At 71.5% G+C, this 23,506-nt stretch carries 24 protein-coding genes and 1 pseudogene; 3 read left to right on the top strand and 22 right to left on the bottom strand.

What is annotated here, in order from left to right:
- From RH864_RS17440 to RH864_RS17430, 3 genes and pseudogenes are all read right to left on the bottom strand, one after another.
- Nucleotides 1-882 (bottom strand): annotated as a pseudogene (locus tag RH864_RS17440) (cytochrome b/b6 domain-containing protein); the annotation flags it as partial.
- Nucleotides 883-888: 6 nt separating this feature from the next.
- Nucleotides 889-1,860, bottom strand: a complete 972-nt coding sequence (locus tag RH864_RS17435) for an electron transfer flavoprotein subunit alpha/FixB family protein (protein ID WP_310518851.1) — start codon at nucleotides 1,858-1,860, stop codon at nucleotides 889-891.
- An 11-nt stretch (nucleotides 1,861-1,871) separates the two neighbouring features.
- The gene (locus RH864_RS17430) at nucleotides 1,872-2,648 is read right to left on the bottom strand and encodes an electron transfer flavoprotein subunit beta/FixA family protein (protein ID WP_310518850.1); all 777 of its coding nucleotides are present in this window, start codon (nucleotides 2,646-2,648) and stop codon (nucleotides 1,872-1,874) included.
- A 141-nt stretch (nucleotides 2,649-2,789) separates the two neighbouring features.
- Here RH864_RS17430 and RH864_RS17425 point away from each other — a divergent pair, with 141 nt between their 5' ends.
- The gene (locus tag RH864_RS17425) at nucleotides 2,790-3,323 is read left to right on the top strand and encodes a MarR family winged helix-turn-helix transcriptional regulator (protein ID WP_310518853.1); all 534 of its coding nucleotides are present in this window, start codon (nucleotides 2,790-2,792) and stop codon (nucleotides 3,321-3,323) included.
- Between the two features lie 12 nt (nucleotides 3,324-3,335).
- Here RH864_RS17425 and RH864_RS17420 read toward each other — a convergent pair whose 3' ends face one another.
- The 10 genes from RH864_RS17420 to RH864_RS17375 form a co-directional block, all read right to left on the bottom strand.
- Nucleotides 3,336-4,112, bottom strand: coding sequence for an enoyl-CoA hydratase (locus RH864_RS17420; protein ID WP_310518849.1), 777 nt, complete (start codon nucleotides 4,110-4,112; stop codon nucleotides 3,336-3,338).
- A 10-nt stretch (nucleotides 4,113-4,122) separates the two neighbouring features.
- Nucleotides 4,123-5,049: a 3-hydroxyisobutyrate dehydrogenase gene (mmsB, locus tag RH864_RS17415; protein ID WP_310518848.1), complete on the bottom strand. Its 927-nt coding sequence runs from the start codon at nucleotides 5,047-5,049 to the stop codon at nucleotides 4,123-4,125.
- Nucleotides 5,046-6,212 (bottom strand): enoyl-CoA hydratase/isomerase family protein, encoded by a 1,167-nt coding sequence (locus RH864_RS17410; RefSeq protein ID WP_310518847.1) that lies wholly within the window; start codon nucleotides 6,210-6,212, stop codon nucleotides 5,046-5,048. The genes mmsB and RH864_RS17410 overlap by 4 nt, the downstream gene beginning before the upstream one ends.
- Nucleotides 6,209-7,357: an acyl-CoA dehydrogenase family protein gene (locus RH864_RS17405; RefSeq protein WP_310518846.1), complete on the bottom strand. Its 1,149-nt coding sequence runs from the start codon at nucleotides 7,355-7,357 to the stop codon at nucleotides 6,209-6,211. Before RH864_RS17405 ends, RH864_RS17410 begins: the two co-directional genes overlap by 4 nt.
- A gap of 14 nt (nucleotides 7,358-7,371) precedes the next feature.
- Nucleotides 7,372-8,895 carry a CoA-acylating methylmalonate-semialdehyde dehydrogenase gene (locus tag RH864_RS17400; protein ID WP_310518845.1) on the bottom strand — a complete coding sequence of 508 codons (1,524 nt, stop codon included), beginning with the start codon at nucleotides 8,893-8,895 and terminating at the stop codon, nucleotides 7,372-7,374.
- Between the two features lie 126 nt (nucleotides 8,896-9,021).
- A complete protein-coding gene (locus RH864_RS17395; RefSeq protein ID WP_310518844.1) occupies nucleotides 9,022-9,777 on the bottom strand; it encodes an enoyl-CoA hydratase/isomerase family protein in 756 nt (251 codons plus the stop codon).
- The gene (locus RH864_RS17390) at nucleotides 9,774-10,532 is read right to left on the bottom strand and encodes an SDR family NAD(P)-dependent oxidoreductase (RefSeq protein WP_310518843.1); all 759 of its coding nucleotides are present in this window, start codon (nucleotides 10,530-10,532) and stop codon (nucleotides 9,774-9,776) included. Before RH864_RS17390 ends, RH864_RS17395 begins: the two co-directional genes overlap by 4 nt.
- 11 nt (nucleotides 10,533-10,543) lie before the next feature.
- Nucleotides 10,544-11,530, bottom strand: a complete 987-nt coding sequence (locus RH864_RS17385) for an NAD(P)H-dependent flavin oxidoreductase (RefSeq protein ID WP_310518842.1) — start codon at nucleotides 11,528-11,530, stop codon at nucleotides 10,544-10,546.
- 15 nt (nucleotides 11,531-11,545) lie between these two features.
- Nucleotides 11,546-12,331 (bottom strand): SDR family NAD(P)-dependent oxidoreductase, encoded by a 786-nt coding sequence (locus tag RH864_RS17380; RefSeq protein WP_310518841.1) that lies wholly within the window; start codon nucleotides 12,329-12,331, stop codon nucleotides 11,546-11,548.
- A gap of 116 nt (nucleotides 12,332-12,447) precedes the next feature.
- On the bottom strand, nucleotides 12,448-13,341 hold the full coding sequence (locus RH864_RS17375) for an IclR family transcriptional regulator (protein WP_310518852.1): 894 nt from the start codon (nucleotides 13,339-13,341) through the stop codon (nucleotides 12,448-12,450).
- A 164-nt stretch (nucleotides 13,342-13,505) separates the two neighbouring features.
- Between RH864_RS17375 and RH864_RS17370 the strand changes: the two genes are divergently transcribed.
- On the top strand, nucleotides 13,506-14,684 hold the full coding sequence (locus RH864_RS17370; protein WP_310518840.1) for a flavin reductase family protein: 1,179 nt from the start codon (nucleotides 13,506-13,508) through the stop codon (nucleotides 14,682-14,684).
- Nucleotides 14,685-14,745: 61 nt separating this feature from the next.
- Here RH864_RS17370 and RH864_RS17365 read toward each other — a convergent pair whose 3' ends face one another.
- Entirely contained in the window at nucleotides 14,746-15,657 is a 912-nt protein-coding gene (locus tag RH864_RS17365; RefSeq protein WP_310518839.1) for a LysR family transcriptional regulator, read from the bottom strand.
- Between the two features lie 116 nt (nucleotides 15,658-15,773).
- Here RH864_RS17365 and RH864_RS17360 point away from each other — a divergent pair, with 116 nt between their 5' ends.
- Nucleotides 15,774-16,274, top strand: a complete 501-nt coding sequence (locus tag RH864_RS17360; RefSeq protein WP_310518838.1) for a flavin reductase family protein — start codon at nucleotides 15,774-15,776, stop codon at nucleotides 16,272-16,274.
- Between the two features lie 62 nt (nucleotides 16,275-16,336).
- Here RH864_RS17360 and RH864_RS17355 read toward each other — a convergent pair whose 3' ends face one another.
- Genes RH864_RS17355 through RH864_RS17320 form a run of 8 tightly spaced genes read right to left on the bottom strand, consistent with a single transcriptional unit; the run spans nucleotide 16,337 to nucleotide 23,494 of the window.
- Complete coding sequence (locus RH864_RS17355; protein ID WP_310518837.1) at nucleotides 16,337-17,536, bottom strand: acyl-CoA dehydrogenase family protein; 1,200 nt, start codon at nucleotides 17,534-17,536, stop codon at nucleotides 16,337-16,339.
- Entirely contained in the window at nucleotides 17,533-18,690 is a 1,158-nt protein-coding gene (locus RH864_RS17350; RefSeq protein ID WP_310518836.1) for a zinc-binding dehydrogenase, read from the bottom strand. Before RH864_RS17350 ends, RH864_RS17355 begins: the two co-directional genes overlap by 4 nt.
- Before the next feature lie 42 nt (nucleotides 18,691-18,732).
- A complete protein-coding gene (locus tag RH864_RS17345) occupies nucleotides 18,733-19,881 on the bottom strand; it encodes an NADH:flavin oxidoreductase (protein ID WP_310518835.1) in 1,149 nt (382 codons plus the stop codon).
- A 2-nt stretch (nucleotides 19,882-19,883) separates the two neighbouring features.
- Nucleotides 19,884-20,834, bottom strand: coding sequence for an isocitrate lyase/PEP mutase family protein (locus tag RH864_RS17340; protein ID WP_310518834.1), 951 nt, complete (start codon nucleotides 20,832-20,834; stop codon nucleotides 19,884-19,886).
- 34 nt (nucleotides 20,835-20,868) lie between these two features.
- Nucleotides 20,869-21,480, bottom strand: coding sequence for a TetR/AcrR family transcriptional regulator (locus RH864_RS17335; protein ID WP_310518833.1), 612 nt, complete (start codon nucleotides 21,478-21,480; stop codon nucleotides 20,869-20,871).
- An 8-nt stretch (nucleotides 21,481-21,488) separates the two neighbouring features.
- Nucleotides 21,489-21,929, bottom strand: coding sequence for an HtaA domain-containing protein (locus tag RH864_RS17330; RefSeq protein ID WP_310518832.1), 441 nt, complete (start codon nucleotides 21,927-21,929; stop codon nucleotides 21,489-21,491).
- Nucleotides 21,926-23,167 carry an NAD(P)/FAD-dependent oxidoreductase gene (locus RH864_RS17325; RefSeq protein WP_310518831.1) on the bottom strand — a complete coding sequence of 414 codons (1,242 nt, stop codon included), beginning with the start codon at nucleotides 23,165-23,167 and terminating at the stop codon, nucleotides 21,926-21,928. The genes RH864_RS17330 and RH864_RS17325 overlap by 4 nt, the downstream gene beginning before the upstream one ends.
- Before the next feature lie 15 nt (nucleotides 23,168-23,182).
- On the bottom strand, nucleotides 23,183-23,494 hold the full coding sequence (locus tag RH864_RS17320) for a 2Fe-2S iron-sulfur cluster-binding protein (protein ID WP_310518830.1): 312 nt from the start codon (nucleotides 23,492-23,494) through the stop codon (nucleotides 23,183-23,185).
- Between the last annotated feature and the right edge of the window lie 12 nt (nucleotides 23,495-23,506).

Genomic DNA, 23,506 nt, shown 5'->3' with positions numbered 1-23,506 from the left:
AGGTGGGCGCGGTGGGGCCGGGGATGGGGCGGGTGCGGCTGCAGGGGGGGCCGCTGCAGGTGCGGCGGGTGCGGTGGGTGCGGCGGCGACGGATGTCTCGGCGGCGGGCCGCGCCACCTGCTGCGCCGTAGGCGCGGCAGCCGGCGCGGGGGTCGCGGCCGTCGGCACGGCCACCGGCGCGGCCGCGTGCACCGCGGACGCGGGAGCGAACCCGGCGGGCGGCCACGGGTCGCCGCCCTTCACGCGCGGCAGGCCACGACGCAACGGACGATCCGACACCCCGGCGGCCGGGGGCACGGCGGCCCTGGTCGCCGCAGCTGCCGGCGCCGCCACGGCGGATTCCGCAGAAGGGGATGCCGCAGCAGCGGGTGCCGCAGCAGCCGAGACCGCTGCGGGCGCGGCCGGAACCGCGGCGGAAGCAACGTCCGTCGCCGACCCCGAAGCGGCGGGCGCTGCGGCAGCAGTGGCGGTGGCAGCAGCGGCGACGGTGACCTCGCCCGCAGGCGGCCACGGGTCACCGCCGGCGACGCGCGGCAGGCCGCGCCGGATCGGACGGGTGGCCCGGGCTTCAGCCTCGACCGCGGCCAGCCCGGCGACGGCCGCCTCGGTGGTGGCCGGCGCGACCGGCACCGCCGCGTCAGCGAGCTGTGCGTCAGCGACCTGCGCGTCGGCGACCGGTGTCTCAGCGCCCGCCGCCTGGTCCGGCACGGCATCTGCGACCGGCACGTGCGCGGCCGAGGCATCCGTCGCCACCGACTGGGCCGCGACTGGCTCAGCCGGGTAGTCGACGACCGCGACCGGCGCGTCGCCGCCGGGCGGCCAGGGTTCGCCACCGGGCCATCGCGGGAGGCCTCGGCGGATCGAGCGTGAATACGTCGCCATCGCTCGCTACTTCTTCTTCGCCTCGAGCGAGCTGATCAGCTGCGGCACGACCGTGAACACGTCCCCTACGACCCCGAAGTCGGCGATCTCGAAGATCGGCGCCTCGGCGTCCTTGTTGATCGCGACGATCGTCTTCGCGGTCTGCATGCCCGCACGGTGCTGGATCGCGCCGGAGATGCCGAGCGCGACATACAACTGCGGCGATACCGACACGCCGGTCTGCCCGACCTGATGCGTCTGCGGAATGAATCCCGCGTCGACCGCGGCCCGCGACGCGCCCACCGCTGCGCCGAGCGCGTCCGCGAGCTCCTCGACCAGCACGAACTTCTCCTCCGAGCCGAGCCCGCGACCACCCGACACGACCTTCGCCGCACCACGCAGCTCGGGCCGCGACGACGCCACCACGACCTCGTCGACCGACTCGACCTTCGCCGCCTTCCGACCCGACGCGGTCACCGCGAGCGACTCGACCGCGGGCGAACCCACCGCCTCGGCGCGCGCATCGACCGCGCCCTGACGCACCGTGATCACCGGCGCACCGAACGTCACGGCCGAGTCCACGTTGTACGCACCGCCGTACACCGAATGGTGCGCGACCACGCCCTCGGCATCACGCGACACGCCGACCGCGTCGACCGCGATCCCCGACCGGGTGCGCGCCGCGAACCGGCCCGCGACCTCACGGCCCTCGACCGAGTTCGACACCAGCACCGCATCGGGCCGCACCAGCTCGGCCGCCGCGACCAGCGCATCCACCGCCGGCACCGCAAGCCCCTCGCCGGGCGCCGCGACCAGCACCGTGGACGCCCCCAGCGCCGCAGCGGCATCCGCCAGCCCATCGGCATTCGAGACGACCAGCGCCACCGGGGTGCCGACCGACGCGGCCGCACCCAGCAGCCCCGCCGCACTCTTCGCCAGCGTGCCCGACGGCGTCACGTCCAGCAGCACCAGGATCGCATCGTCGTTGTACTCAGCCATCGTCAAACCCCTCACACCAACCGGTTCTGCACCAGGAACTCCGCGAGCTGCTCGCCCGCGTCGCCCTCGTCCGAGATCTTCACGCCCGCCGCACGCGGCGGCCGCTCCGCGAGCCCGATCACGATCGACCGAGCCGCCTCGGGATCCTCGGCATCCACCCCGAGATCGGCCAGGCTCAACGTCTCGAACGGCTTCTTCTTGGCCGCCATGATGCCCTTGAAGTTCGGGAACCGGGCATCCGGCAGCCGCTCGGTGACCGAGATCACCGCGGGCAGCTCGGCCGACACCCGCATCGTGGCGCCATCGCTCGCCCGCTCCCCCGACACCCGGCCCTCACCGATCTCCACCGAGTTCAGGTTCGACGCCGCGGGCACGTCCAGCAGCTCGGCGATCATCGCCGGCAACACCCCGCCCGAGCCATCCGTCGACAGGTTGCCCGCGATCACCAGATCGAAACCCGTCCGCCTGATCGCCGCCGCGAGCACCTCGGCCGTGAGGCCGAGGTCGGCACCCAGCAACAGCTCATCGGTCACATGCACCGCAGACGCGGCCCCCATCGCGAGACCCTTGCGAATCGTGGCCGTCGACCCCTCAGGGGCCATCGACACCACGACCACCTCGGTGTCCGCGTTCCGGTCGGCATAGCTCAGCGCCACCTCGAGCGACCGCTCACCGATCTCATCGAGCACCGGCTCGTTCGCGGCACGATCCGCAAGGCCCGTCTCGAGCGACAACTTCCGGTCCCCGTACGTGTCGGGAACCTCCTTGACCAGGACGACGATCTTCATCGGCTACTCTCCTCTGCCGGGGTGGAATCGAATGTCAGCGCGCGGGCGCCGACGGACTCACGCGTACCGGATGACCCGTTCGCGTGGACGGGACCGCTAGCGTGGACAGGAATGGCCGAACGCGTCACGAAGGAGGTCGGCATGGCACCGCGCAAGCCGCTGCCGGTGGATCCGATCGCCGAGGCGAAGCGCCAGTGGTCCGAGCACGGCTGGTCGGATGCCGCGACCGGCATGTCCGCCGTCACGTCGATCATGCGGGCGCAGCAGATCATGCTCGGTCGCGTCGAACGTGCGCTCAAGCCGTTCGGCCTCTCGTTCGCACGCTTCGAGCTGCTCAGGCTGCTCGGCTTCACACGCGAGGGACGCATGCCGATGGCGAGCGCCATCGCGCGACTGCAGGTGCACCCCACGAGCGTCACGAACACCGTCGACCGGCTCTCACGCGACGGGCTCGTGCGGCGCGAGCCGCACCCCGAAGACGGCCGCGCGGCGCTCATCCTGCTCACGCCGGAGGGGCGCGAGCTCGTCGAGCGGGCGACGCTCGCCCTCAACGAGGTGTTCGCCGACTCGGGGCTGGCCGAGGACGACACGCTCCAGCTGGTGCGGATCCTCGCGAAGTTCCGCAAGACGGCGGGCGACTTCACCGACCCGCACCCGGTGCCCGACCCGCTCTGAGCGCGAGCGCGCTCAGCTGTGGGTGAACTCGGGTGTGCGCTTGTCACGGAACGCCCCCATCCCTTCGCTCTGGTCGTCGAGCGCGAACGTCGCGGCGAACGCCTGCTTCTCGATGCGCAGTCCCTCGGACAGCGTCGACTCCTGCGCGGCCTGCAGCGCGTCCTTCGCCGCGTACACGACGGGCAGCGACTTCGAGGCGATGCTCTCGGCGACCTTCGCGGCCTCGTCGAGCAGCTCGGCCGCAGGCACGATGCGTGAGACGAGGCCCGCCCGCTCGGCCTCCTCCGCGCCCATCATGCGCCCGGTCAGCACGAGCTCGGCGGCCTTGTACTTCCCGATCGCACGGGGCAGCCGCTGCGTGCCGCCGATGCCGGGGATGACGCCGAGGTTGATCTCGGGCTGGCCGAACTTCGCGGTGTCGGACGCGAGGATGATGTCGCACATCATCGCGAGCTCGCAGCCGCCGCCGAGGGCGAAGCCCGAGACGGCCGCGATGATTGGCGTGCGGAGTCGGCCGAAGTCGCCCCACGACTTGAACGGGTCGTTGAGGTACATGTCGACGTACCCCTTGTCGGCCATCTCCTTGATGTCGGCCCCGGCGGCGAACGCCTTCTCGGAGCCGGTCAGCACGATCGCGCCGATGCCCGGGTCGTGGTCGAACTCCTTGCCTGCCGTGACGATCTCACGGATGAGCGTCGAGTTGAGGGCGTTCAGCGCCTCGGGCCGGTTGAGCGTGATCCATCCGACGCGTCCGCGCGTCTCGACGATGATGGTCTCGTAGTCGGTCACTGGAGCTCCCTCATGCCTCGACGCTCGCGGCGTCCGCGAGCGACTGGTCCCGAATCGTGTTGATGATGCCCGAGAAGTCCTGGCCGGCTCCCTCGCCCGCCGCGAACTCGCCGTAGATGCTGCGTGCGAGCAGGCCGAGCTTGGCGTCCACCCCGGTGAGCGCGATGGCGTGCTCAGCGAGGCCGAGGTCCTTCGACATGAGCGCGCCAGCGAAGCCGGGCTGGTAGTCGCGGTTCGCCGGGCTCGTCGGCACGGGGCCGGGCACCGGGCAGTTCGTGGTGAGCGCCCAGCACTGGCCCGACGCGTTCGAGGCGACGTCGAACAGCGCCTGGTGCGTGAGGCCGAGCCGCTCGCCGAGGACGAACGCCTCGGCGACCGCGATCTGCGAGATGCCGAGGATCATGTTGTTGCAGATCTTCGCGGCCTGGCCGAGTCCCGATCCGCCGCAGTGCACGATGCGCCGGCCCATCGCCTCGAGCACCGGCAGGGCCTCGGCGAAGTCCGCTTCGCCGCCGCCGACCATGAACGCGAGCGTCGCGTTCTCGGCGCCGACGACGCCGCCCGAGACGGGGGCGTCGAGGCTGCGATGCCCGGCGGCCTCCGCGAGCCGGTGCGCGGCGCGGGACTCGTCGACCGCGATCGTGGACGAGTCGATGAACAGCGTCCCGGGACGCGCGGCGCCGAGCAGCCCGTTCGACGTCCCTGCGCCGTCGTAGGCGTCTTTCACGTGACGGCCGCTCTGGAGCATGGTGATGACGATGTCGGCCGAGGCCGCGGCCTCCGCGCCCGACGCCGCGACCGTGATGCCCGCGGCAGCCGCGGCCTCGAGCGCCGCGGGGACGACGTCGAACCCGACGACGTCGTGGCCGGCCTTCACGAGGTTCGCGGCCATGGGACCGCCCATGTGGCCCAGTCCGATGAATGCGATCGTGCTCATGATGTCTCCTTCGACGCGAGTTCCAATTCTGCGGGCAAGCCGAGGCCGTCTGCGGCCGCCAGGCCGAGGTCGCCGTCGGAAGGCGTCTCGAAGACCGCGCTGACGTCGGGCGCCGCCACGGCGGCGTGGCTCGACGGGCTCCACTTCGGGTTGCGGTCCTTGTCGACGAGCTGGGCGCGGATGCCCTCGGCGAAGTCGGGCGCGGCCGACGAGTGCCGCGACACGCGATACTCCTGGTCGAGCGCCGCCGTCAGGCCCGGGAGCTCCCGGGCCCGGCGCAGCGACTCGAGCGTGACGGCCAGTGCGAGCGGCGATTTCTGGTCGATGCTCTCGGCGAGCGCGGATGCCTCGGGGGCGGCGTGGTCCCGAAGCCGCTCGATGATGTCGGTGACCGAGTCGCCCGCGAACACCTCGTCGGTCCAGTCGCGCTGCGCGTCGAGCACGCCCGGCCCGGGCTCGGTCGCGAGCGCCTCGATGACCGTCGCGGCGTCTTCGAACTCGAGCGCCTTCAGCAGCTTGGGGAGGCGATCGCTCGGCACGAACGAGTCGGAGAAGCCGACGAGGATCGCGTCGGCCGGCCCGATGCTCGCGGCCGAGAGCGCGAGCCGGGTGCCGAGCTCGCCCGGCGCACGCGACAGCAGCCAGGTCGCGCCGACGTCGGGAACGAAGCCGATGGTCACCTCGGGGAAGCCGAGCTTGGAGCGCTCGGTCACGATGCGGTGCGAGCCGTGCGCCGAGACGCCGATGCCGCCGCCGAGCACGATGCCGTCCTGGATCGCGACGAACGGCTTCGGGTAGCTCGCGATGCGCGCGTTCATCGTGTACTCGTCGCGCCAGAACGCGGCGGCGCCCAGGCCGTCGGCCTCGGTGACGTCACGGTACAGGCTCACGACGTCGCCGCCCGCGCACAGCCCGCGCTCGCCCGAGCCGACCACCGCGACCGTGGCCACGGTGTCGTCGTCGGCCCATCGGTCGAGCGCCTCGGCGATGAGGCGGACCATGCCGTGCGTGAGCGCGTTGATCGCCCTGGGCCGGTTCAGCGTGAGCAGCCCCAGCCGGCCACGCTGCTCGACGATGACCTCGGCGGGCTCGGCGCCGGTGTCGGCGCCGGTGGCGGCGCCGGTGCCGGCGCCGGGCCCGGTCTCGGCCGGTGCGGCGCTCATCGGGCGCTCGCGAGCAGGTCGCGGCCGACGATGAGCTTCATGATCTCGTTCGTCCCCTCGAGGATCTGATGCACCCGCAGGTCGCGGACCACGCGTTCGATGCCGTACTCGTGCAGGTAGCCGTAGCCGCCGTGCAGCTGCAGCGCCGCGTTCGCGGCGCCGAACGCGGCATCCGTCGCGTAGCGCTTGGCGAGCGCGCAGGCCGGCGCGACGTCGGGCGCGTTCTCGTCCATCTTCTCTGCGGCGCGCTGCAGCAGCGCGCGCGCGGCCTGCAGCTCGGTCTCCATGTCGGCGAGCGTGAACACGATCGACTGGTTGGCCGCGAGCGGCTGGCCGAACGCGTGCCGTTCCTGCACGTACTGCAGCGCGCGCTCGAGCGCCCACTGGGCCCCGCCCAGGGAGCACGCGCCCATGTTGACGCGGCCGCCGTTGAGTCCCTTCATCGCGATGCCGAAGCCGTCGCCCTCGGCGCCGAGCCGGTTGCCGACCGGTACGCGCACGTTGTCGAAGATCACCTGGCGGGTGGGCTGCGCGTTCCAGCCCATCTTGTGCTCGTTGGGGCCGAAGCTCAGCCCCGGTGTGCCGGCCGGCACGACGATCGCCGAGATGCCGCGCGAGCCGGAGCCCGGTCCGCCGGTGCGCGCCATGACGACGTACACCGCGGAGGATCCGGCTCCCGAGATGAACTGCTTGACGCCGTTGATGACGTAGTCGTCACCGTCGCGGACCGCCGAGGTCGTGATGGCCGCGGCGTCGGAGCCGGCACCCGGCTCGGTCAGGCAGTAGCTGCCGAGATCGGTCATGGCCACCATGCCCGGCACCCACGTGTGCCGCTGCACGTCGTTGCCGAACGTGTCGATCATCCACGCGACCATGTTGTGGATCGAGATGTAGGCGGCGATCGTGGTGTCGCCCTTCGCGAGCTCCTCGAAGATCGCGACCGCGTCGCCCCGGGACAGACCCGAGCCGCCGACGTCCTCCTGCACGTAGATGCCGCCGAGTCCGAGCTCCCCCGCCTGCGCGAGCGCGTCGACCGGGAAGTGCTTCGACGCATCCCACTCGGCCGCGTTCGGGGCCAGCACCGTCGACGCGAAGTCGCGCACCGCCTCGACGATCGCGAGGCGTTCTTCGGTGATGATCGTCATGTCCGTCGCCCGCCTCAGTGCATCGTGGGGATGACGAAGCTCGCGCCCTCTTTGATCCCCGAGGGCCAACGGCTCGTCACCGTCTTCGTCTTGGTGTAGAAGCGGAACGCGTCGGGACCGTGCTGGTTCAGGTCGCCGAAGCCCGAGCGCTTCCAGCCGCCGAAGGTGTGGTAGGCGATCGGCACCGGGATCGGCACGTTCACGCCGACCATGCCGACGTTCACGCGGGCGCTGAAGTCGCGCGCCGCGTCGCCGTCGCGCGTGAAGATCGACACGCCGTTGCCGTACTCGTGGTCGGTCGCCATGGCGAGCGCCTGCTCGTAGTCGTCGGCGCGGGCGATGATGAGCACCGGGCCGAAGATCTCTTCTTTGTAGATCGTCATGTCGGTCGTGACGTGGTCGAAGAGGGTCGGGCCGAGGTAGAAGCCGTTCTCGTATCCCTCGACCGTGAGGCCGCGGCCGTCGGCGAGCAGCGTGCCGCCCTCGTCCACACCGATCTGGATGTAGTGCTCGACGCGCTTGAGCGCGTCGGAGGTCACGAGCGGGCCGTAGTCGTTGCCGGCGTCGAGCGCTGCGCCGACCTTCAGGTCCTTGACGCGCTCGGCGAGCTTGGCGGCAAGCGCATCGCCCGTCTCCTTGCCGACGGGCACGGCGACCGAGATGGCCATGCAGCGCTCGCCCGCCGAGCCGTAGCCCGCGCCGATGAGCGCGTCGGCGACCTGGTCGAGGTCGGCATCGGGCATCACGATCATGTGGTTCTTGGCGCCGCCGAAGCACTGCGCGCGCTTGCCGTTGGCCGCGGCCGTCTCGTAGATGTACTGCGCGATCGGCGTCGAGCCGACGAAGCCGACCGCCTTGACGCGGTCGTCGTGCAGGATCGCGTCGACGGCCTCCTTGTCGCCGTTGACGACGTTCAGCACGCCCTCGGGCAGGCCCGCCTCGAGGAACAGCTCGGCGATGCGCAGCGGCACTGAGGGGTCGCGCTCGCTCGGCTTGAGGATGAACGCGTTGCCCGCGGCGAGCGCGGGGCCCATCTTCCACAGCGGGATCATGGCGGGGAAGTTGAACGGCGTGATGCCCGCGACGACGCCGAGCGGCTGGCGCATGGAGTACACGTCGATGCCGGTGCCCGCACCGGTCGAGTACTCGCCCTTGAGCAGGTGCGGGGCGCCCGCGGCGAACTCGATGACCTCGACGCCGCGCTGGATGTCGCCCAGCGAGTCCTCGACGGTCTTGCCGTGCTCGCGGGACAGCGTCTTCGCGAGCTCTGGGGCGTCCTTGGCGATCAGGTCGAGGAACTTCAGCAGCACGCGGGCCCGCTTCTGCGGGTTCGTGGCACCCCAGGCGACCTGGGCCGCCTCGGCGTTCGCGATCGCGGCCTCGACCTCGGCGGTGCTCGCGAGCGGCACCCGGGCCTGGACCTCGCCGGTGCTCGGATCGAACACGTCGCTGAACCGGCCGGACGTGCCGGCGACGTGGCGGCCGCCGATGAAGTGGGTGAGCTCGCGGGTCTTCGTCTCGCTCAGCGTGTCGGTCATGTCGAACATCCCTTCGCGCGCACGTCTGGGGTATGCGCCGGTTCCACGATAGTTGGAGGACAGATAATTTACTAGGTATTGCTACTAATTATTCGGAGTGCCGATCAGACGGGTCGGGTCGGCGGACTACTTCGCGATGAACGCGGCGCGGAGCGCGGCGGATTCCTCGCTGTCGGCGAGCCGCGCGATCGAGTCGCGCTCCCGGTCGAGGTGCTCCCCGTAGCCCGGCAGCCATGCGGCCGCGAGGAGCCGTTTCGACGCCGCACGGGCCGGCGCGGGCACGCGCGCGAGCTTCTCGGCGACGCTCGAGGCGGCCGCACCGACCTCGTCCGCGGGCACGACCGCGCTCACGATGCCCCAGTCGTGCGCGGACGCCGCATCGAGCACCCGGCCGGCGAGCACGAACTCGGTCGCGCGCGTCGGGCCGGCGATCCTCGGCAGCAGGTACGAAGTGCCGCAGTCGGGGCTGAGACTCACCTTGGAGTAGGCGCTCACGAAGGTCGCCTTTTCGGAGGCCACGACGTAGTCGCAGTTCAGCACGATCCCGAACCCGCCGCCCGCCGCGGTGCCCTGCACCGCGCCGACGAGCACCTGGTCCGACTGTGCGAATGTGAGCAGCGCCTCGTGCACAGTGCCCGCGAGCTCGTGCACGTACTCGGCGGGCACGGGGGCCGCGGACATCGCCGCGAGGTCGCCGCCGCCGCAGAACAGGGGGCCTTCGGCGTCGATGAGCACGACCGCACAGGTCTCGTCGGCACGGAGCGTCTGCGCCTGGTCGCGCAGCGCTCGGGCCAGCTCGAGGTCGAGGGCGTTGCCCGCGGCGGGCCGGCTGAGCGTCAGCCGCGCGATCGCGCCCTCGCGTGCGACCCTGAGCACGCTCACTGCGGCCCCATGCGCAGGGCCGCGTCCATGCGGATGGTCTCGCCGTTGAGGTAGTCGTGCGCGGCGATCATCGTCACCAGATCGGCGTACTCGTCGGGCCGCGCCAGCCGCGCGGGGAACGGCACCGACTTCGCCAGCGACGCGCCGACCTCTTCGCCGAGCGACGTCAGCATGGGCGTCGCGACGATGCCCGGGGCGATGGTGTTCACCCGGATCCCGGATCGTGCGAGATCCCGCGCGGCGGCGATCGTGAGGCTCACGACGCCGCCCTTCGAGGCGGCGTAGGCGGCCTGCCCGATCTGCCCCTCGTACGCCGCGACCGACGCGGTGTTGACGATCACCCCGCGCTGGCCGTCGCCATCGGGCTCCTGGCCGGCGATCAGCTCGGCGCTGAGGCGCAGCACGTTGAACGTGCCGACCAGGTTGACCTCGACGGTCCGCCGGAACACGTCGAGATCGTGCACCCCGCGCCCCGACAGGATGCGGACGGCGGGCGCGATGCCGGCGCAGTTCACGACGAGTCGCAGCGGGCGGCCGGTCTCGCGCACGGTCTCGAGCGCCGCCGCGACGTCCTCCGGGCTCGTGACGTCGGCGGCGACGTAGGTCACGCCTTCGATGGCCGGCGCCGCCTCGATGCCCTTGGCCAGATCCAGGCCGACCACCCGCGTGCCGCCTGACGCCAGGCGCGCGGCCGTCGCCGCTCCCAATCCGGATGCCGCTCCCGTCACGAGTGCGACGGCGTTGTCGATCTTCATTCCTCGTCCCTTCAGACTGCGACTCTGACCTGGGCGGCGAGCTGGTTCACGATGACCTCTTCCGCCTCGGCGACCACGGACTCGACCACCTCGCGCGCGCTCAGCACCTCATGGATGAGGCCCTGCGACTGCCCGGCCCACCAGACGCCGCCCTCCATGTCGCCGCCCGCGAGCACGCGCTCGCGACCCCGGACGCCGGAGGCCAGATGCGCGATGTCCTCGAACGTCGCGCCGGGCCGCGACGAGATCTCGACGATCTCCTCGGAGATGGAGTTGCGCGCCACGCGCGCGGTGTTCTTGAACATGCGGAACACGAGCACGGTGTCGCGCTCCGAGTTGGCGACGATCTGGCGCTTCACGTTCTCGTGCACCGGCGCTTCGTGGGTCGCGACGAACCGGGTCCCCATGTTGATGCCCTGCGCTCCGAGCGCCATGGCCGCGGCGAGCCCGCGACCGGTCGCGAACCCGCCCGAGGCGATGACCGGGATGGTCAGTGCGCGCGTGGCCGCCGGGATGAGCACCAGCCCGGGGATGTCGTCCTCGCCCGGGTGGCCGGCGCACTCGAACCCGTCGATGCTGATCGCGTCGACGCCGAGCGACTCCGCCTTCAGCGCATGGCGCACCGCGACCGCCTTGTGGATCACCTTGACCCCGGCCGCCTTGAAGTCGGGAAGATGCGGCTCGGGGCTGCTGCCCGCGGTCTCGACGACCGTGACCCCGCTCTCGATGATCGCCTGCCGGTACTCGTCGTAGGGCACGGGGCGGATCGTCGGCAGGATCGTGAGGTTCACCCCGAACGGCTTGTCGGTGAGGTCCTTGGTGCGCTGGATCTCCGCCACGAGCGCTTCGGGCGTGGGCTGCGTGAGCGCGGTGAGGAAGCCGAGCGCTCCCGCCTCGGCGACCGCGGCGATGAGGGGCGCGGTGCCCACGCCGGTCATGCCGCCGCACGTGATCGGATGCTCGATGCCGAAGGTCCGGGTGAACTCGTTGTCGATCACAGTGGTCTCCTTGGCTCAGGACTTGATGAGGTGCGGGAACTTCGCGTCGACGCCGCCGTCGACGATGAGGTTCTGCCCGGTCACGTAGGCGCTCGCCGCCGTCGTGAAGAACATGAGGGCGCCCGCGATGTCCCGCGTGTCGCCGAAGCGGCCCATGGGCACGTTCGCCTCCTGGGCGGCCACGAACTCGGGGTCGGCGAACAGGCTGTCCTGCGTGCGCGGCGTGAGGATCACGCCGGGCGCGACGGCATTGACGCGGATGCCTCGGGGTGCGAGCTCCACGGCGGCCGAGCGCACGAGCGCGATGAGGGCCGCCTTCGCGGAACCGTAGGCGCTGTGGCCCTGCGCTCCGCGCACGCCCGACACCGAGCTGACGAAGGCGAACGTGCCGCCGTCGGTCAGCTTGGGCGTGAACGCCTCGAGCACGTGCAGGGCCTGCACGTAGTTGAGCGCGAACATCCGGTCGCGGACCTCGGCGGGAGTCTGGTCGGCGGCGTGCCACGCGGCCATGCCGACCACGTCGACGACGCCGTCGATGCCGCCGAGCGCCTCCGAGGCCTGGTCGGCCAGGGCGAGCACGGCGTCGCGGTCGGTCACGTCGACCGATGCCGACCCGCCGCCCACGAGCTCGGCGGTCGACGTCGCACGTGCGCCGTCGAGATCGACCGAGAACACCGAGGCGCCGAGCTGGTGTGCGGCCACGGCCGCCTCCCGGCCCATGCCCAGCCCGGCGCCGAGCACGACGATCCGACGGCCTTCGAGGCGGAACCGATCCGCGTAGACGCTTTCCTCACCAGACAACTTCGTCCTCCATCGTCATCGGCCGATGAGCGCTCGGCCGGTTCCAATCATATCAATCGTCTATAGGATTGACCAAGTGACACGAGACCGGCGATCACAGCGCGTGCCGTGCTCGGCTACGCCGCCGAGAGCGACGGCCATTTGCCGCCGATCCGGCGTGTGACGCGCCGGGCCGCACCGAGCGCGATCTCCCCGAGCTCCCTGAGCCGGTCGCCGCGCACCCCGGACAACCCGGTGAGCGTCATCGCGAACACCACGGCGCCCTCCGCGTCGAACACTGGCACGGCCAGGTTCGCGACGTCGTAGACCCCGTCGGGGCGGATCCCGTCGGCGACGTACGCCGGGCCCTGCCTCGGAATGGCCTCCCACAGTCGACGGCGCACCTCGTCGCGATCGACGACGGTGAGCTCGTCGATCAGGGCGATGACCTCCTCGACGGGATCGTTCGCGAGGCCGATGACATAGCCGTCCTCGCGGACCCGTTCGAGCGACGCGAGCAGCCGCTGCCGGAGCAACGACTCCTGCTCCCCCGGGCCGATGGCGCCGAGCCAGCGATCGATCTCGGCGTCCGAGGTCCACGCGACGAACACCTGCCCGAACGGGGGCACCATCGGGACCCGCTGGCCGACCCAGGCCTCACGCGACTTCGCGCCGGGGTGCCCCTCGATCGCCACGAAGAGGATCTCGCCGGCCGTCGCGACCGTGCCGACGCACTCGTTGCCGAGATCCGCGAGCTCGCGCATCTCGGGCTCCGCGGCCTCGATGACGGGGTACTGGAGCGCCGCGGCATGCCCGAGCGCGACGCCCGCTGGCCCCAGCGAGTAGGTCTTGCGGCGCGGATGGCGCGTCACGTAACCGGCGTCGGTGAGCGCGAGCAGCAGCGCCGACAGCGAGGCGGCGTTCACGTCGAGCGCGCTCGACAGCTCCGAGAGCGTGAACGAGACCCCAGGATGCGCCGTCATATGGTTCAGGGCGGACATCGCGCGCACCACTGCGGGAGCCGGCTTCATTGATGACACCCCACGAGCGTAGCGGCATCCGGTCCGCCGATCCGGGGCGCGCGACCGAGGCAAGCCAACCTTGCAAGGCTTGTACTGTTGGTAGGATGTGTCGGGTCAGCGGATCGAGGACGTCTCAGGCCCTGAGACCCACCCGGCCCGACGAAGGAGTCATCATGTCCCAAGAAGCCAGCGACGGCGTGATCGCGCCCCGGCAGTTCCGAGACGTGCTCGGGCACTTCCCGACCGGCGTCGCGGTGATCACCTCGGTGGGCGACGACGGGCAGCCGATCGGCATGGCCGTCGGATCGTTCACCTCGGTGTCGCTCGATCCGCCCCTCGTGGCCTTCCTCCCCGATCGCGGCTCGTCGACGTTCCCCGCGATCCGGGCCGCCGGGCGGTTCTGCGTGAACGTGCTCGCCGGCGGGCAGGAGCACATCTGCCGCACCTTCGCGATGCGCGGGGCCGACCGGTTCTCCGCGGTCGACTGGCGCCCCGCCCCGCACACGGGCTCGCCCATCATCGACGGCGCGGTGGCGTGGATCGATTGCGAGCTCGGCGACGTGCACGAGGCGGGCGACCACGACATCGTCATCGGCAGGGTGCAGGGGCTCGAGGTCCAGACACCGACCCTGCCCCTGCTGTTCTTCCAGGGCGGCTACGGCACCTTCGCACCCCGGTCGCTCGTCATGGCCTCGCGCGGGCGCCCGAGCGAAGCGGTCCGCGTCGCAGAGGCGGCGCGCGACGACCTCGAGCGGCTCGCCGACACGGTCGGGCTCGAGGTCCGCGTGCTCGCCAGGGAAGAGGACGGCCTCGCGATCGTCGCGACCGCCGGCAATGCCGGAGGAGCTGACCCGGTGGGCGCGATCCTCCCGTTCTACCCGCCGTTCGGCGGCACCATCGCCGCCTGGGGCTCCCCCGAGCTGCGCGCCGAATGGTACGACAGCTTCCCGGCCGAGCTGAGCGCCGAGCAGCGCGCGGAGTTCGACGTCGACCTCGACCGCGTGCGCGAGCGCGGCTGGACGCTCACGTTCCGCAGCGAGGCCGCGACCGAGGCCGAGACCCTCGTCGAGGCCATGGCCGAGTACGGTCGCACGCCGAGCCTCGAGCGCCGGCTCTTCGAGGCGGGGAAGCAGATGAGCGGCCTCGACGATCCCGACCTGCTGGACGAGTCCACGGCCGGCCAGGTGCGCACGATCACCGCGCCGGTGATCGGGGCCAACGGCCCGCTGCTGCACCTCACGCTCTACGGGTTCCCGGCCGACCCCTCGCTCGACTTCGTCGAGCGGGCGCGCGACGTGCTCGTGGCCGCGTCCCGCACGCTGAGCGAGCGGTTCGGCGGCGCCATCGACTGATCGCGCGCGCTCGCGGCCGAGCGCGGGTCCGGCCACGCCCGTCCCGGCCGCACCCCGCGGGTCAGCTCCGCGTGTAGGCCGCGGTGATGGTCTGCCGCACCAGCTCGGCGACCTCGCGCGCGGCCGCCGAGAGCCTGTGCGCCTGCGAGGTCACGATCCCGTAGTTGGCGTCGGCGTGCGGCGCCACGTCGATGTCGAGTCGCCGCAGCCCGAGCTCGGGCCGGAGCGTCTCGATGAGCTCGGTCGCGAGCAGCACGGCGTCGGTGCGTCGGACGAGATCGGCGAGCAGGTCGTAGTCGTCGAGCACGAACGCGGGCGCTCCGAACCCGTGGCGCTCGACGTCGGCGCCCACCGAGGTGTCACGCGCGAACGTGCCCGCGACGACCGGGAACCGCCCGCGGAGCTCGACCTCTTCGGGCGACTCGAGGAGCGGATGACCCTCCCTGGCGAGCAGCGCGAGCCGGGAGCGCGCGCGGATCGAGTCCATGCGCAGTCCGTCGCCGCCGGCCCCGTGCGACTCGCGCGGCACGCCACCGACGTAGAAGTCGAGCTCGCCCGCGTCGAGCATGTACCGCAGCTCGCTGTTCGAGCCCACCTTGACGCGGATCGGGAACCGCTCGCTGAGCCCGAGCAGCGACTCGAGGATGCCCGGCAGGAACAGCGTCGCCGAGATCGGCCCCGTGCCGACGTTCACGGCCGCGTCGCGGCCCGCGCTGATGTCACGCAGGTCGCTCTCGACCGACGCCGCGTGCCGCACGAGCTGCTCGGCCTGGGCGATGAATCTCGTGCCCTCGGTCGTGAGCTTGGCGCCCGCACGCCCTCGCTCGAACAGGCGGACCCCGAACTCGGACTCGAGCGATTGGATGCTCCGGGTCAACGCACTCTGCGACAGGTGCAGGCTGAGCGCCGCGGCACCGAACGTGCCGTGTTCGGCGATGGCGACCGCGTGGCGCAGCCGGTTGACGTCGATCATCGCGTTCTATGCGCCTTCCGCATCGTAAGTGGCTTTACTTGCACTGTACACACCGCCGCCAACGATCGACGATGGGAAGAGGCCGATCGGCGAATGTGAGACGAAGGAGTCCGACGATGACCATGACCGACGCTGGAGCGCCCCCGCTGATCCAGGACGAGTTCCGCATGGCGATGGGCAACGTCGCCACGCCGGTCTCGATCGTCACCGCACACGAGCATGACGCACCGCACGGCACCACGGTCAGTGCGTTCGCCTCGCTCTCGATGACGCCGCCGATGATCCTCGTCTCGCTCGACCGTCGCTCCGAGCTGCTCGAGATCGTTCGCCGGACCGGCTGGTTCGGGGTCAACGTCCTCAGCGCGCACCAGGCCGACACCGCGATGCGGTTCGCCTCGAAGGCGGTCGACCGGTTCGCCGAGGTGGCGTGGTCGCTCGACGCCGGTGTGCCGCGGATCCACGGCGCGGCGAGCTGGGTCGCCTGCGAGGTGCAGTCGTTCGTCGACGGCGGCGACCACGAGGTCGTCATGGGGACGGTCGTGCGCGCCGACCACCACGAGCTGGCCCCGTTGACCTACCACAACCGGCGGTTCGGCACGCATTCCACGCACGAGTGAACACGGCGGATGCCGCGGCGCTCGTGCGCCGCGGCATCCGTTCCCACTCGGCCTGCGTGCGGTCAGTCCTCCAGGTAGGCGTCCAGGATCGGCCCGACCGCGCGGAGCATCGTCAGCGGATTGATCAGCAGGTGGTTCTTGGCCACCTGGTAGTCGCGCGTGCAGCGCCCGATCGCGCTCGGGTTGCGGAGCGCCTGCGAGCCGGCCCAGAGGTGGGCGAAGCCCACCACGCCGTCGGCCACCTCGTGGATGTAGGTGGTCGCCTGCTGGATGCGCGCCCCCAGCTCGGACGAGACCTCGTTCGTCGTCGCCGCCGAACGCTCGATCTCGGCGAGGGTGTCGAGGAAGTACGCGCGCGCGGCCTGATAGGAGGCCTCCCGTGAGGCGAACTCCTTCCGGAACACGTCCGACTCGGCGAGCGTCCCGCCGACGCCCTCCCGCGACTTGGTGCTGGCGATCCGCGCGACCTCCTGGAGGGCGCGCTTCATGATCCCGAGCACGACGCCGCCGTGCCCGGCGACACCGAGCGACGCGCGGCTGATGTGCGGACCCGAGCTGCCGTTCGCGGCGCCCAGCCGGGCATCGCGCTGCTTCATCACGAACGCGTCGGGGATGAACTGCTCGGGCACCCGGTAGTCGTAGCTGCCGGTCGCGACGAGGCCCATCACGTCCCAGTTCCCGAGGATCTCGAACCGGTCGCGCGGAATGTAGACGACCCGGGTGAACGGCGTGCCGTCTTCGAGGTAGCGCTGCTCGCCCTGCTGGTCGACGATCTTCATGTGCGCCGCGATATTGGTGATGTACGTCGAGCCGCTTCCGAAGGGCAGGCGATCCGCGCGACCGCGAAGCCCGCCCTCGACCTCGACCGCTTGCCCGAGCGGGCCTCCGAACCCGCCCAGGATCGCCTTCTCGGGGCCGCCGAAGAGGGCCTGACGGCCCTCCTCCTCGAGGTACATCGCCGCGTTCCGCGTGCCGATGGCCGTGGCCATCAGGACCCATCCGGTCGATCCATCGGCGCGCGAGATCTCCTCGATCGCCTCGAATCCGCTCACGAGGTCGGCCTCGAGCCCGCCGAGCTCCTCGGGCACCCACATCCAGAACAGCCCGGCCGCCTTGAGCGCGTCGGCCGCGACGGCCGTGACGTCGGTCGCGGCCTCGCCCGCGTCGGCCTCCGCGACGATGATCGGCGCAACCGCCTTCGCGCGTGCGAGGGCGCTCCCCGAGATCGTCGCCTCGACGCCCTCGTCCTGCGTGATGGTCATTCGGATTCCTCTCTCAACAGGGTGCTCGGTGCGGGCTCCGGTGCCGTGCCCGGTGTGACGACGGCCTTCACCGCGGTGCCGTCCCGCATCGCGGCGAGCGCGCCGGCCACGTCGGCCAGGTCGTAGCGGTGGGTGACCACCCGCGCGAACGGGAATCGATCGCGATTGGCCTGCACGAACCGCAGGGCCTGCAGTCCGACCTCGGGCCGCGAGCCGAGATTGCCGATGATACGCGCCGACTTCAGCGTGATCGGGACCGGATTGAACGCGACCTCGCGCGTCCCCGAGTACAGGCCCGACAGCAGGTACCGGCCGTGGCGCGCGAGCAGCGAGACGCCTTCGGGGAACGCGTCGGCTACGCCGGCTGCCTCGATGACCACGTCCGCTCCGCGTCCATCGGTGAGCTCGTGCACGCGGGCGAGCCGCTCCTCGGCGCTCGTCGCCCCGAGGTCGATCGCGACGGTCGCACCGAACTCGCGTGCGAGCTCGAGCCGGTGCGCCGGCGCGCCGATCACGATCACGTGACGCGCCGGGCTGAGGGACGCGACCATGGCCGCGGCGATACCGACGGGCCCCGCGCCCTGCACGACGACCGTCTGCCCGGCCTCGATGAGCCCCAGACGCCGTTGGCCGCTGATGGCGGTCGGCAGCGCGCAGCCGAACGCCACGAGCTCCTCGTCGGTCACGGGTCCGTCGACGCGGAAGAACGGCACCAGCCGGGAGAGGCTCGCGACGTCCCGGTACCCCGCGGCGTTGGGGACCGACGCAGGCAACGGCCACTGGCGGTCGTCGCAGGCCTCGCCGGTCGTCCGGCACCCGCGGCACTGCCCGCACGGCGTCGACCCGGCGTACCAGATGATGCGATCGCCGACCGCGACCGGAACCCCGCCCCAGTCGGCCGTGAGGCCGTCGCCGAGCGCTTCGACGACCCCGACGGCCTCGTGCCCGAAGGAGACCGGGCCGGCCGCGTCGTGCACGTGCCCCGCGATCCGGTGCACATCGCTGCCGCACACCCCGGCGAGGGTCACGCGTGCGATGAGCCCGCCCGGCTCGGCCACGGGCGGCGGAGCCGCCTCGACCGAGAGGGCGAGCGAGTCCATGTCGAAGACGGCCTGCGTGCCGGCCTCGACCAGCGGGGTCGTGGGTGACGACATCCGATCCTCCTCAGGTGAGCTCATGACGCTGCCGCGTCGGGTTCATGACGCCGCCGCGTCGACGCGCGTGATGCCGTGCACCTCGTCGCTCCACGCGGAGACGAACGGCTTCGCGCCCACGGGCGGGGCTTCGTCGGAGATGAATCCGTTCCAGGTCGTGAGGTACCGGATGAACCCGTCGCCCACGTCCTGCGATCGCAGGTACGACGCCGAAACCGGCAGCCACCCGGGCACGAGCTCGGGGTCGTCGCGCACCATGCGCGGGAAGTCGGGATACAGGATGCCGGCCTTCCCGATGGCGAGATAGTCGCTGCCCTCGTCGGCCGCCGCGCGCACCGCCGCCCCGGTGCGGATCCGGCCGGCGACGCCCATGCGCACCTCGCCCCGCGGAATCCGCAGGAACTGCCGCATGATCGGGACGCGGTCGGCACGCTCGTCGTCGGGCAGCTTGCCCGCGTCCCACAGCGACAGGTCGATGGAGTCGACCTTCCGCTCGTCGATGAGCCGTTCGACGATCGCGGTGATCTCGAACAGATCCTGGCCGTAGCGTTCCGGCGAGAGCCGGACCCCGACCTGGAAGTCGGGACCGGTCGACGCCCTGATGGCGTCGATCACCGCGAACAGGAACCGCGCGCGGTGCTCCGCCGAGCCGCCCCAGTCGTCGGTCCGCCGGTTCAGCGTGCCACTGAGGAACTGCCCGATCAGGTAGCCGTGCGCGCCGTGGATCTGGACCCCGTCGAACCCGGCCGCCTCGCACCGCGCGGCCGCGCGGCCCCACGCCGCGACGACCTCGGGAATCTCGTAGTCGCGGAGCGCGCGGGCCCCGGTCTCGGCATCCGCCGACGCACTGACGCGCTCGGCAGCGCGGTGGCCGCGCATACCGGCGTGGTTCAGCTGCATCGTGGCGAGGCTTCCCGCGGCCTTCACGGCCTCGGCGAGCCGGGCGAGGCCCGGGACGTGCGCATCGGAGTGGCATCCCGGCTCGGTCGCGAAGCCGCGCCCGCGTGCCTCGACTCCGCTCTCGCTCGTGACGATCCCGCCGAAGCCGCCGCGCGCACGACGGACCAGCCACCGGATCTCGGCGTCGAGCACGGTGCCGTCGCGGGCGCTCTGCGTGTTGGTCATGGGCGCGAGCACGAAGCGATTGGGCATCGCGCGCCCGCGCAGGAACGTGAGCGGCGAGTCGAGCACCGTCACACCGTGCCGCCCGCGTCCGACGTCTGCGCGACCGGGGCCAGCCGCGCCTCGAGCTCCGCGACGTCGTCGTACGTGATCGCGAGCAGGGCCTCACCGGCCCCGACCCACGCATCGGTCCCGCGGAAGGACTCCACATACGCCCGGTAGTCGTCGACCGGCGCGAGCTCACCGCTCTCGGCCACGGCGCGGAGCAGGTTCCAGACCTCGTGCACCCCGGGCAGCAGGAACGGGACGATCTGGATCGCCTGGCCCATCCGCGTCATCTCCGCCACCGACGGCGTCGGACCGGCGTTGCGGTGCGGGATCGCGTACGCGGGCCCCGGCGTCTCGCGAAGCGCCGTCTCGATCTCCGCCCAGGTCTCGAGTCCCTCGTAGAAGATGACGTCGACCCCCGTCTCCTCGCGGTACAGCTGTCCGCGCCGGATCGCCTCGTCGAGCCCGCCGCCGTCGACCGCGCCGTAGCCGTCGGTGCGCGCGACGAGCACGAAGTCGGGATCGACCCGGTCGCGTTCCTCCACGGCCGCGGTGAAACGCCCGATGGCCTCGGCGTCGGACACGAGGCGGATGCCGCCCCGGCCACCGGCCTTCTTCGGCTCGGCCTGGTCCTCGAGATGGATGCCCGCGACGCCCGCGTCGATGAACGCGCGCGTGGTGCGCTGCACGTTCACCGGCCCGCCGTAGCCGGTGTCCGCGTCGCAGAAGACGGGGATGTCGACCGCACGCGCCACGCGCGCGGCGTGCTCGACAATCTCGGTCATCGTCAGGTAGCCGACGTCGGCCATGCCCGCGAGCCAGAACGAGGAGTAGCCGCCCGAGACCTCGAACGCCGCGAACCCGGCCTGCTGGGCCATGCGCGCGTGCAACGGCAGGACGCCGAACGGCATCAGGGTCGTCTCCGTGGACTCGAACAGCGCGCGCAGTCGCGCCCCCTTCGAAGCATCCGTCATCGCGTCAGTCCTCTCGTGGTGTGGCGTGCCTGTCCTAGGTGGCGCGGTTGCCCGCGCTGATGCCCACGCTCTCGTCGGGAAGCGGGATCCGCGGTCCGTCGGTGCGGTCGATCACCGTCTGCGCGAGCGCCGCGAACGTCTCGATCGCCTCGTCGTCGTCGGCCGGGTCATAGGCGTCCAGCGTGTGCACGGATGCCGCGATGCCGAAGAGGATCGACACGACGGCCTTCGCATGCCGCTGGTCCGGGGTCGAGTCGCCGATCATGGCGGCCATGTTGTGCAGGTACCGGTCGCGGATCTCATCGCGGATCTGCTCGGGCTCGGGAGCCGACGCGATGTGCAGCGGGGCGACCGCGTACGGATCGCCCGCACCCATCCTCCGGCGCGCGAAGATGCGTCGGACGAGCTCGCGCCCGACATCTGCCTTCGGGACGAGCTCGCGTTCCTCCTCCAGGCCGGCGGTCGAGGCGACACCCGGCGCGACGAGCCAGAACAGCTGTTCCTTGCTCCCCATGAGCTTCATGACCATCGCCGCCGAGTACCCGGCCTCCGCGGCGATCGAACGGATCGTCACGTCGCGATATCCGACCTCCGCGAACTTGGTTCGGGCGGCCTCGAGGATCGCCTGGTAGGCGGTGTCGCTCATCTGAGCTCCTATTCGACGGTGAGCGGGGCCAGTTCGGCGCCGACTTGGTACACATCGCCGAGGATACGCACCCCCTCGAAGGTGAGCTTCGGCGTCGCCGTCCACGGCCGGCCTGGCCGAGGCGGCTCGGTCGCCTCGATCGTCGCGATGGTCACCCGCGCCGCGATCGACGCCGGCCCGACCAGCGCGGACACCCGGGCACCGTCACCGTCGACCTCGATCATCGGGTCGACGAGCCGGACGTCCAGCATGCCGGCGAAGCCCGTGAAGCGGACTCCGCCGGAGAACAGGTGCTCGCCGTCCTTCGCCGACTCGCCCGGGAACTCGAAGCCGCCCTCACGCTGCTCGCACCCGTCGAACGTCTCGATCGCCCCGTCTTCGAGCCCGCGGATGTATCCGATGAACGACTCCTTGACCGCCCAGTGCAGGCCACGCGCCGACTCGGTCATGCGAGCTGCGACTCCGTCACGAAGGACTTCAGCGGCACCGACGGATCGGCCAGCCGCGGGTCGTCCGCGAGCACCGTCCGGCCGATGAGCGCCTTGGCCTGCGCGTAGTCCTTGACGTTGTTGATCGCGTCGACGGCCGCGACGGTGTTGCCGCGCAGGTACACGACGCTGAACTTGCCCGTCGACGGGTCGCCGCGCAGGACCGGCGCGTCGTAGCCGGTGAGCACCCCGGCGGTCTGCAGCCGGTCGTCGTACTGGTGCGACCAGAACCAGGGCAGCGCGTCGTACGGCTTCGGGTCGCCGAGGATGGCGCCCGCGACGGTCTTCGCCTGGTCGTTCGCGTTCTGCACCGACTCGAGGCGCAACCGGTCGCCCGGAACCCAGTCGGACTCGAAGCTCGCGCAGTCGCCGATCGCGTACACGTCGGCCAGCGACGTGCGGCAGAGCTCGTCGACGAGCACCCCGTTCCCGACCTCGGCGCCGGCCTCGGCGAGCTGAGCGACGTTCGGGATCAGGCCGATCCCCACGATGACGAGGTCGGCCGGGAGCACGCGCCCGGAGGTCAGCTCAACGCCCGTGACGTGGCCGTCGGCGCCGACGATCGCGTTCACACCGGTGCCCAGCAGGATGTCGACACCCTCGCGTTCATGCCGCGCGCGGAGGTACTCGGCGACGTCGACTCCGGTGACGCGCTGCAGCAGTCGCTCGAGCGCCTCGACGACCGTGACCTGGACGCCGAGCTTCCGAAGCGATGCGGCGGTCTCGAGGCCGATGTAGCCGCCGCCGATCACCACGGCGCTCCGGATCTCACCCAGTCGCTGTTTGATCCGCTCGGCGTCGCCCAGCTTGCGCACCACGTGCACGCCGTCGAGCTCGGCCCCGGGCACGGGCAGTCGCCTCGCCTCGCCCCCGGCGCTCCAGACAAGGGTGCCGTAGCCGATGACGCCGCCGTCCTCCGTCGTCACGGTGTGCGCCTGCGGGTCGACGGCGATCACCCGGGAGCCCAGGTGCCGTTCGACGTTCGAGCCGGCCCACCAGGACTCGGAGCGGAAGGCGAGGTCCTCGGAGAGGGTCTCGTCGGCGAGATAGCCCTTGGTCAGCGGCGGCCGTTCGTACGGCGTGGCGACCTCATCGCCGATGAGCGCGATCGAGCCGGTGTAGCCTCCGCCGGTCAGGGCGAAGACGAGTTGCGTGCCTGCGTGGCCCGCACCGACGACCACGACGTCGTAGTGCGACATGTTGGGGTTCCTGTCTTATCCGGGGATCCGGGCGGCGATGCCGTCGATCTCGCTGGTGTACTTGATCTGGCAGCCGAGGCGGCTCTCGTCGCAGAAGTTGTCGTCGGCCTCGAGGAGGTCCAGCTCGTCCTGCGAGGCGCGCCGCAGCTTGCCGGCCCACTCGTCGCCGATCCAGACGTGGCAGGTGGCGCACGACATCTCGCCGCCGCACTCGCCCTCGATCGCCGAAACGCCGGCTTGCACGGCGACCTGCATCAGGCTCTCGCCCTCGCGGGCCTCGACGACCTGCTCCCCGCCGCCCGGGAGTACGTAGACGACCTTTCCCATGTGTGGTGCTCC

The organism is Agromyces aerolatus, assembly GCF_031432255.1.
Classification (GTDB): domain Bacteria; phylum Actinomycetota; class Actinomycetes; order Actinomycetales; family Microbacteriaceae; genus Agromyces.
This window is presented reverse-complemented; position numbering and strand designations above follow the sequence as displayed.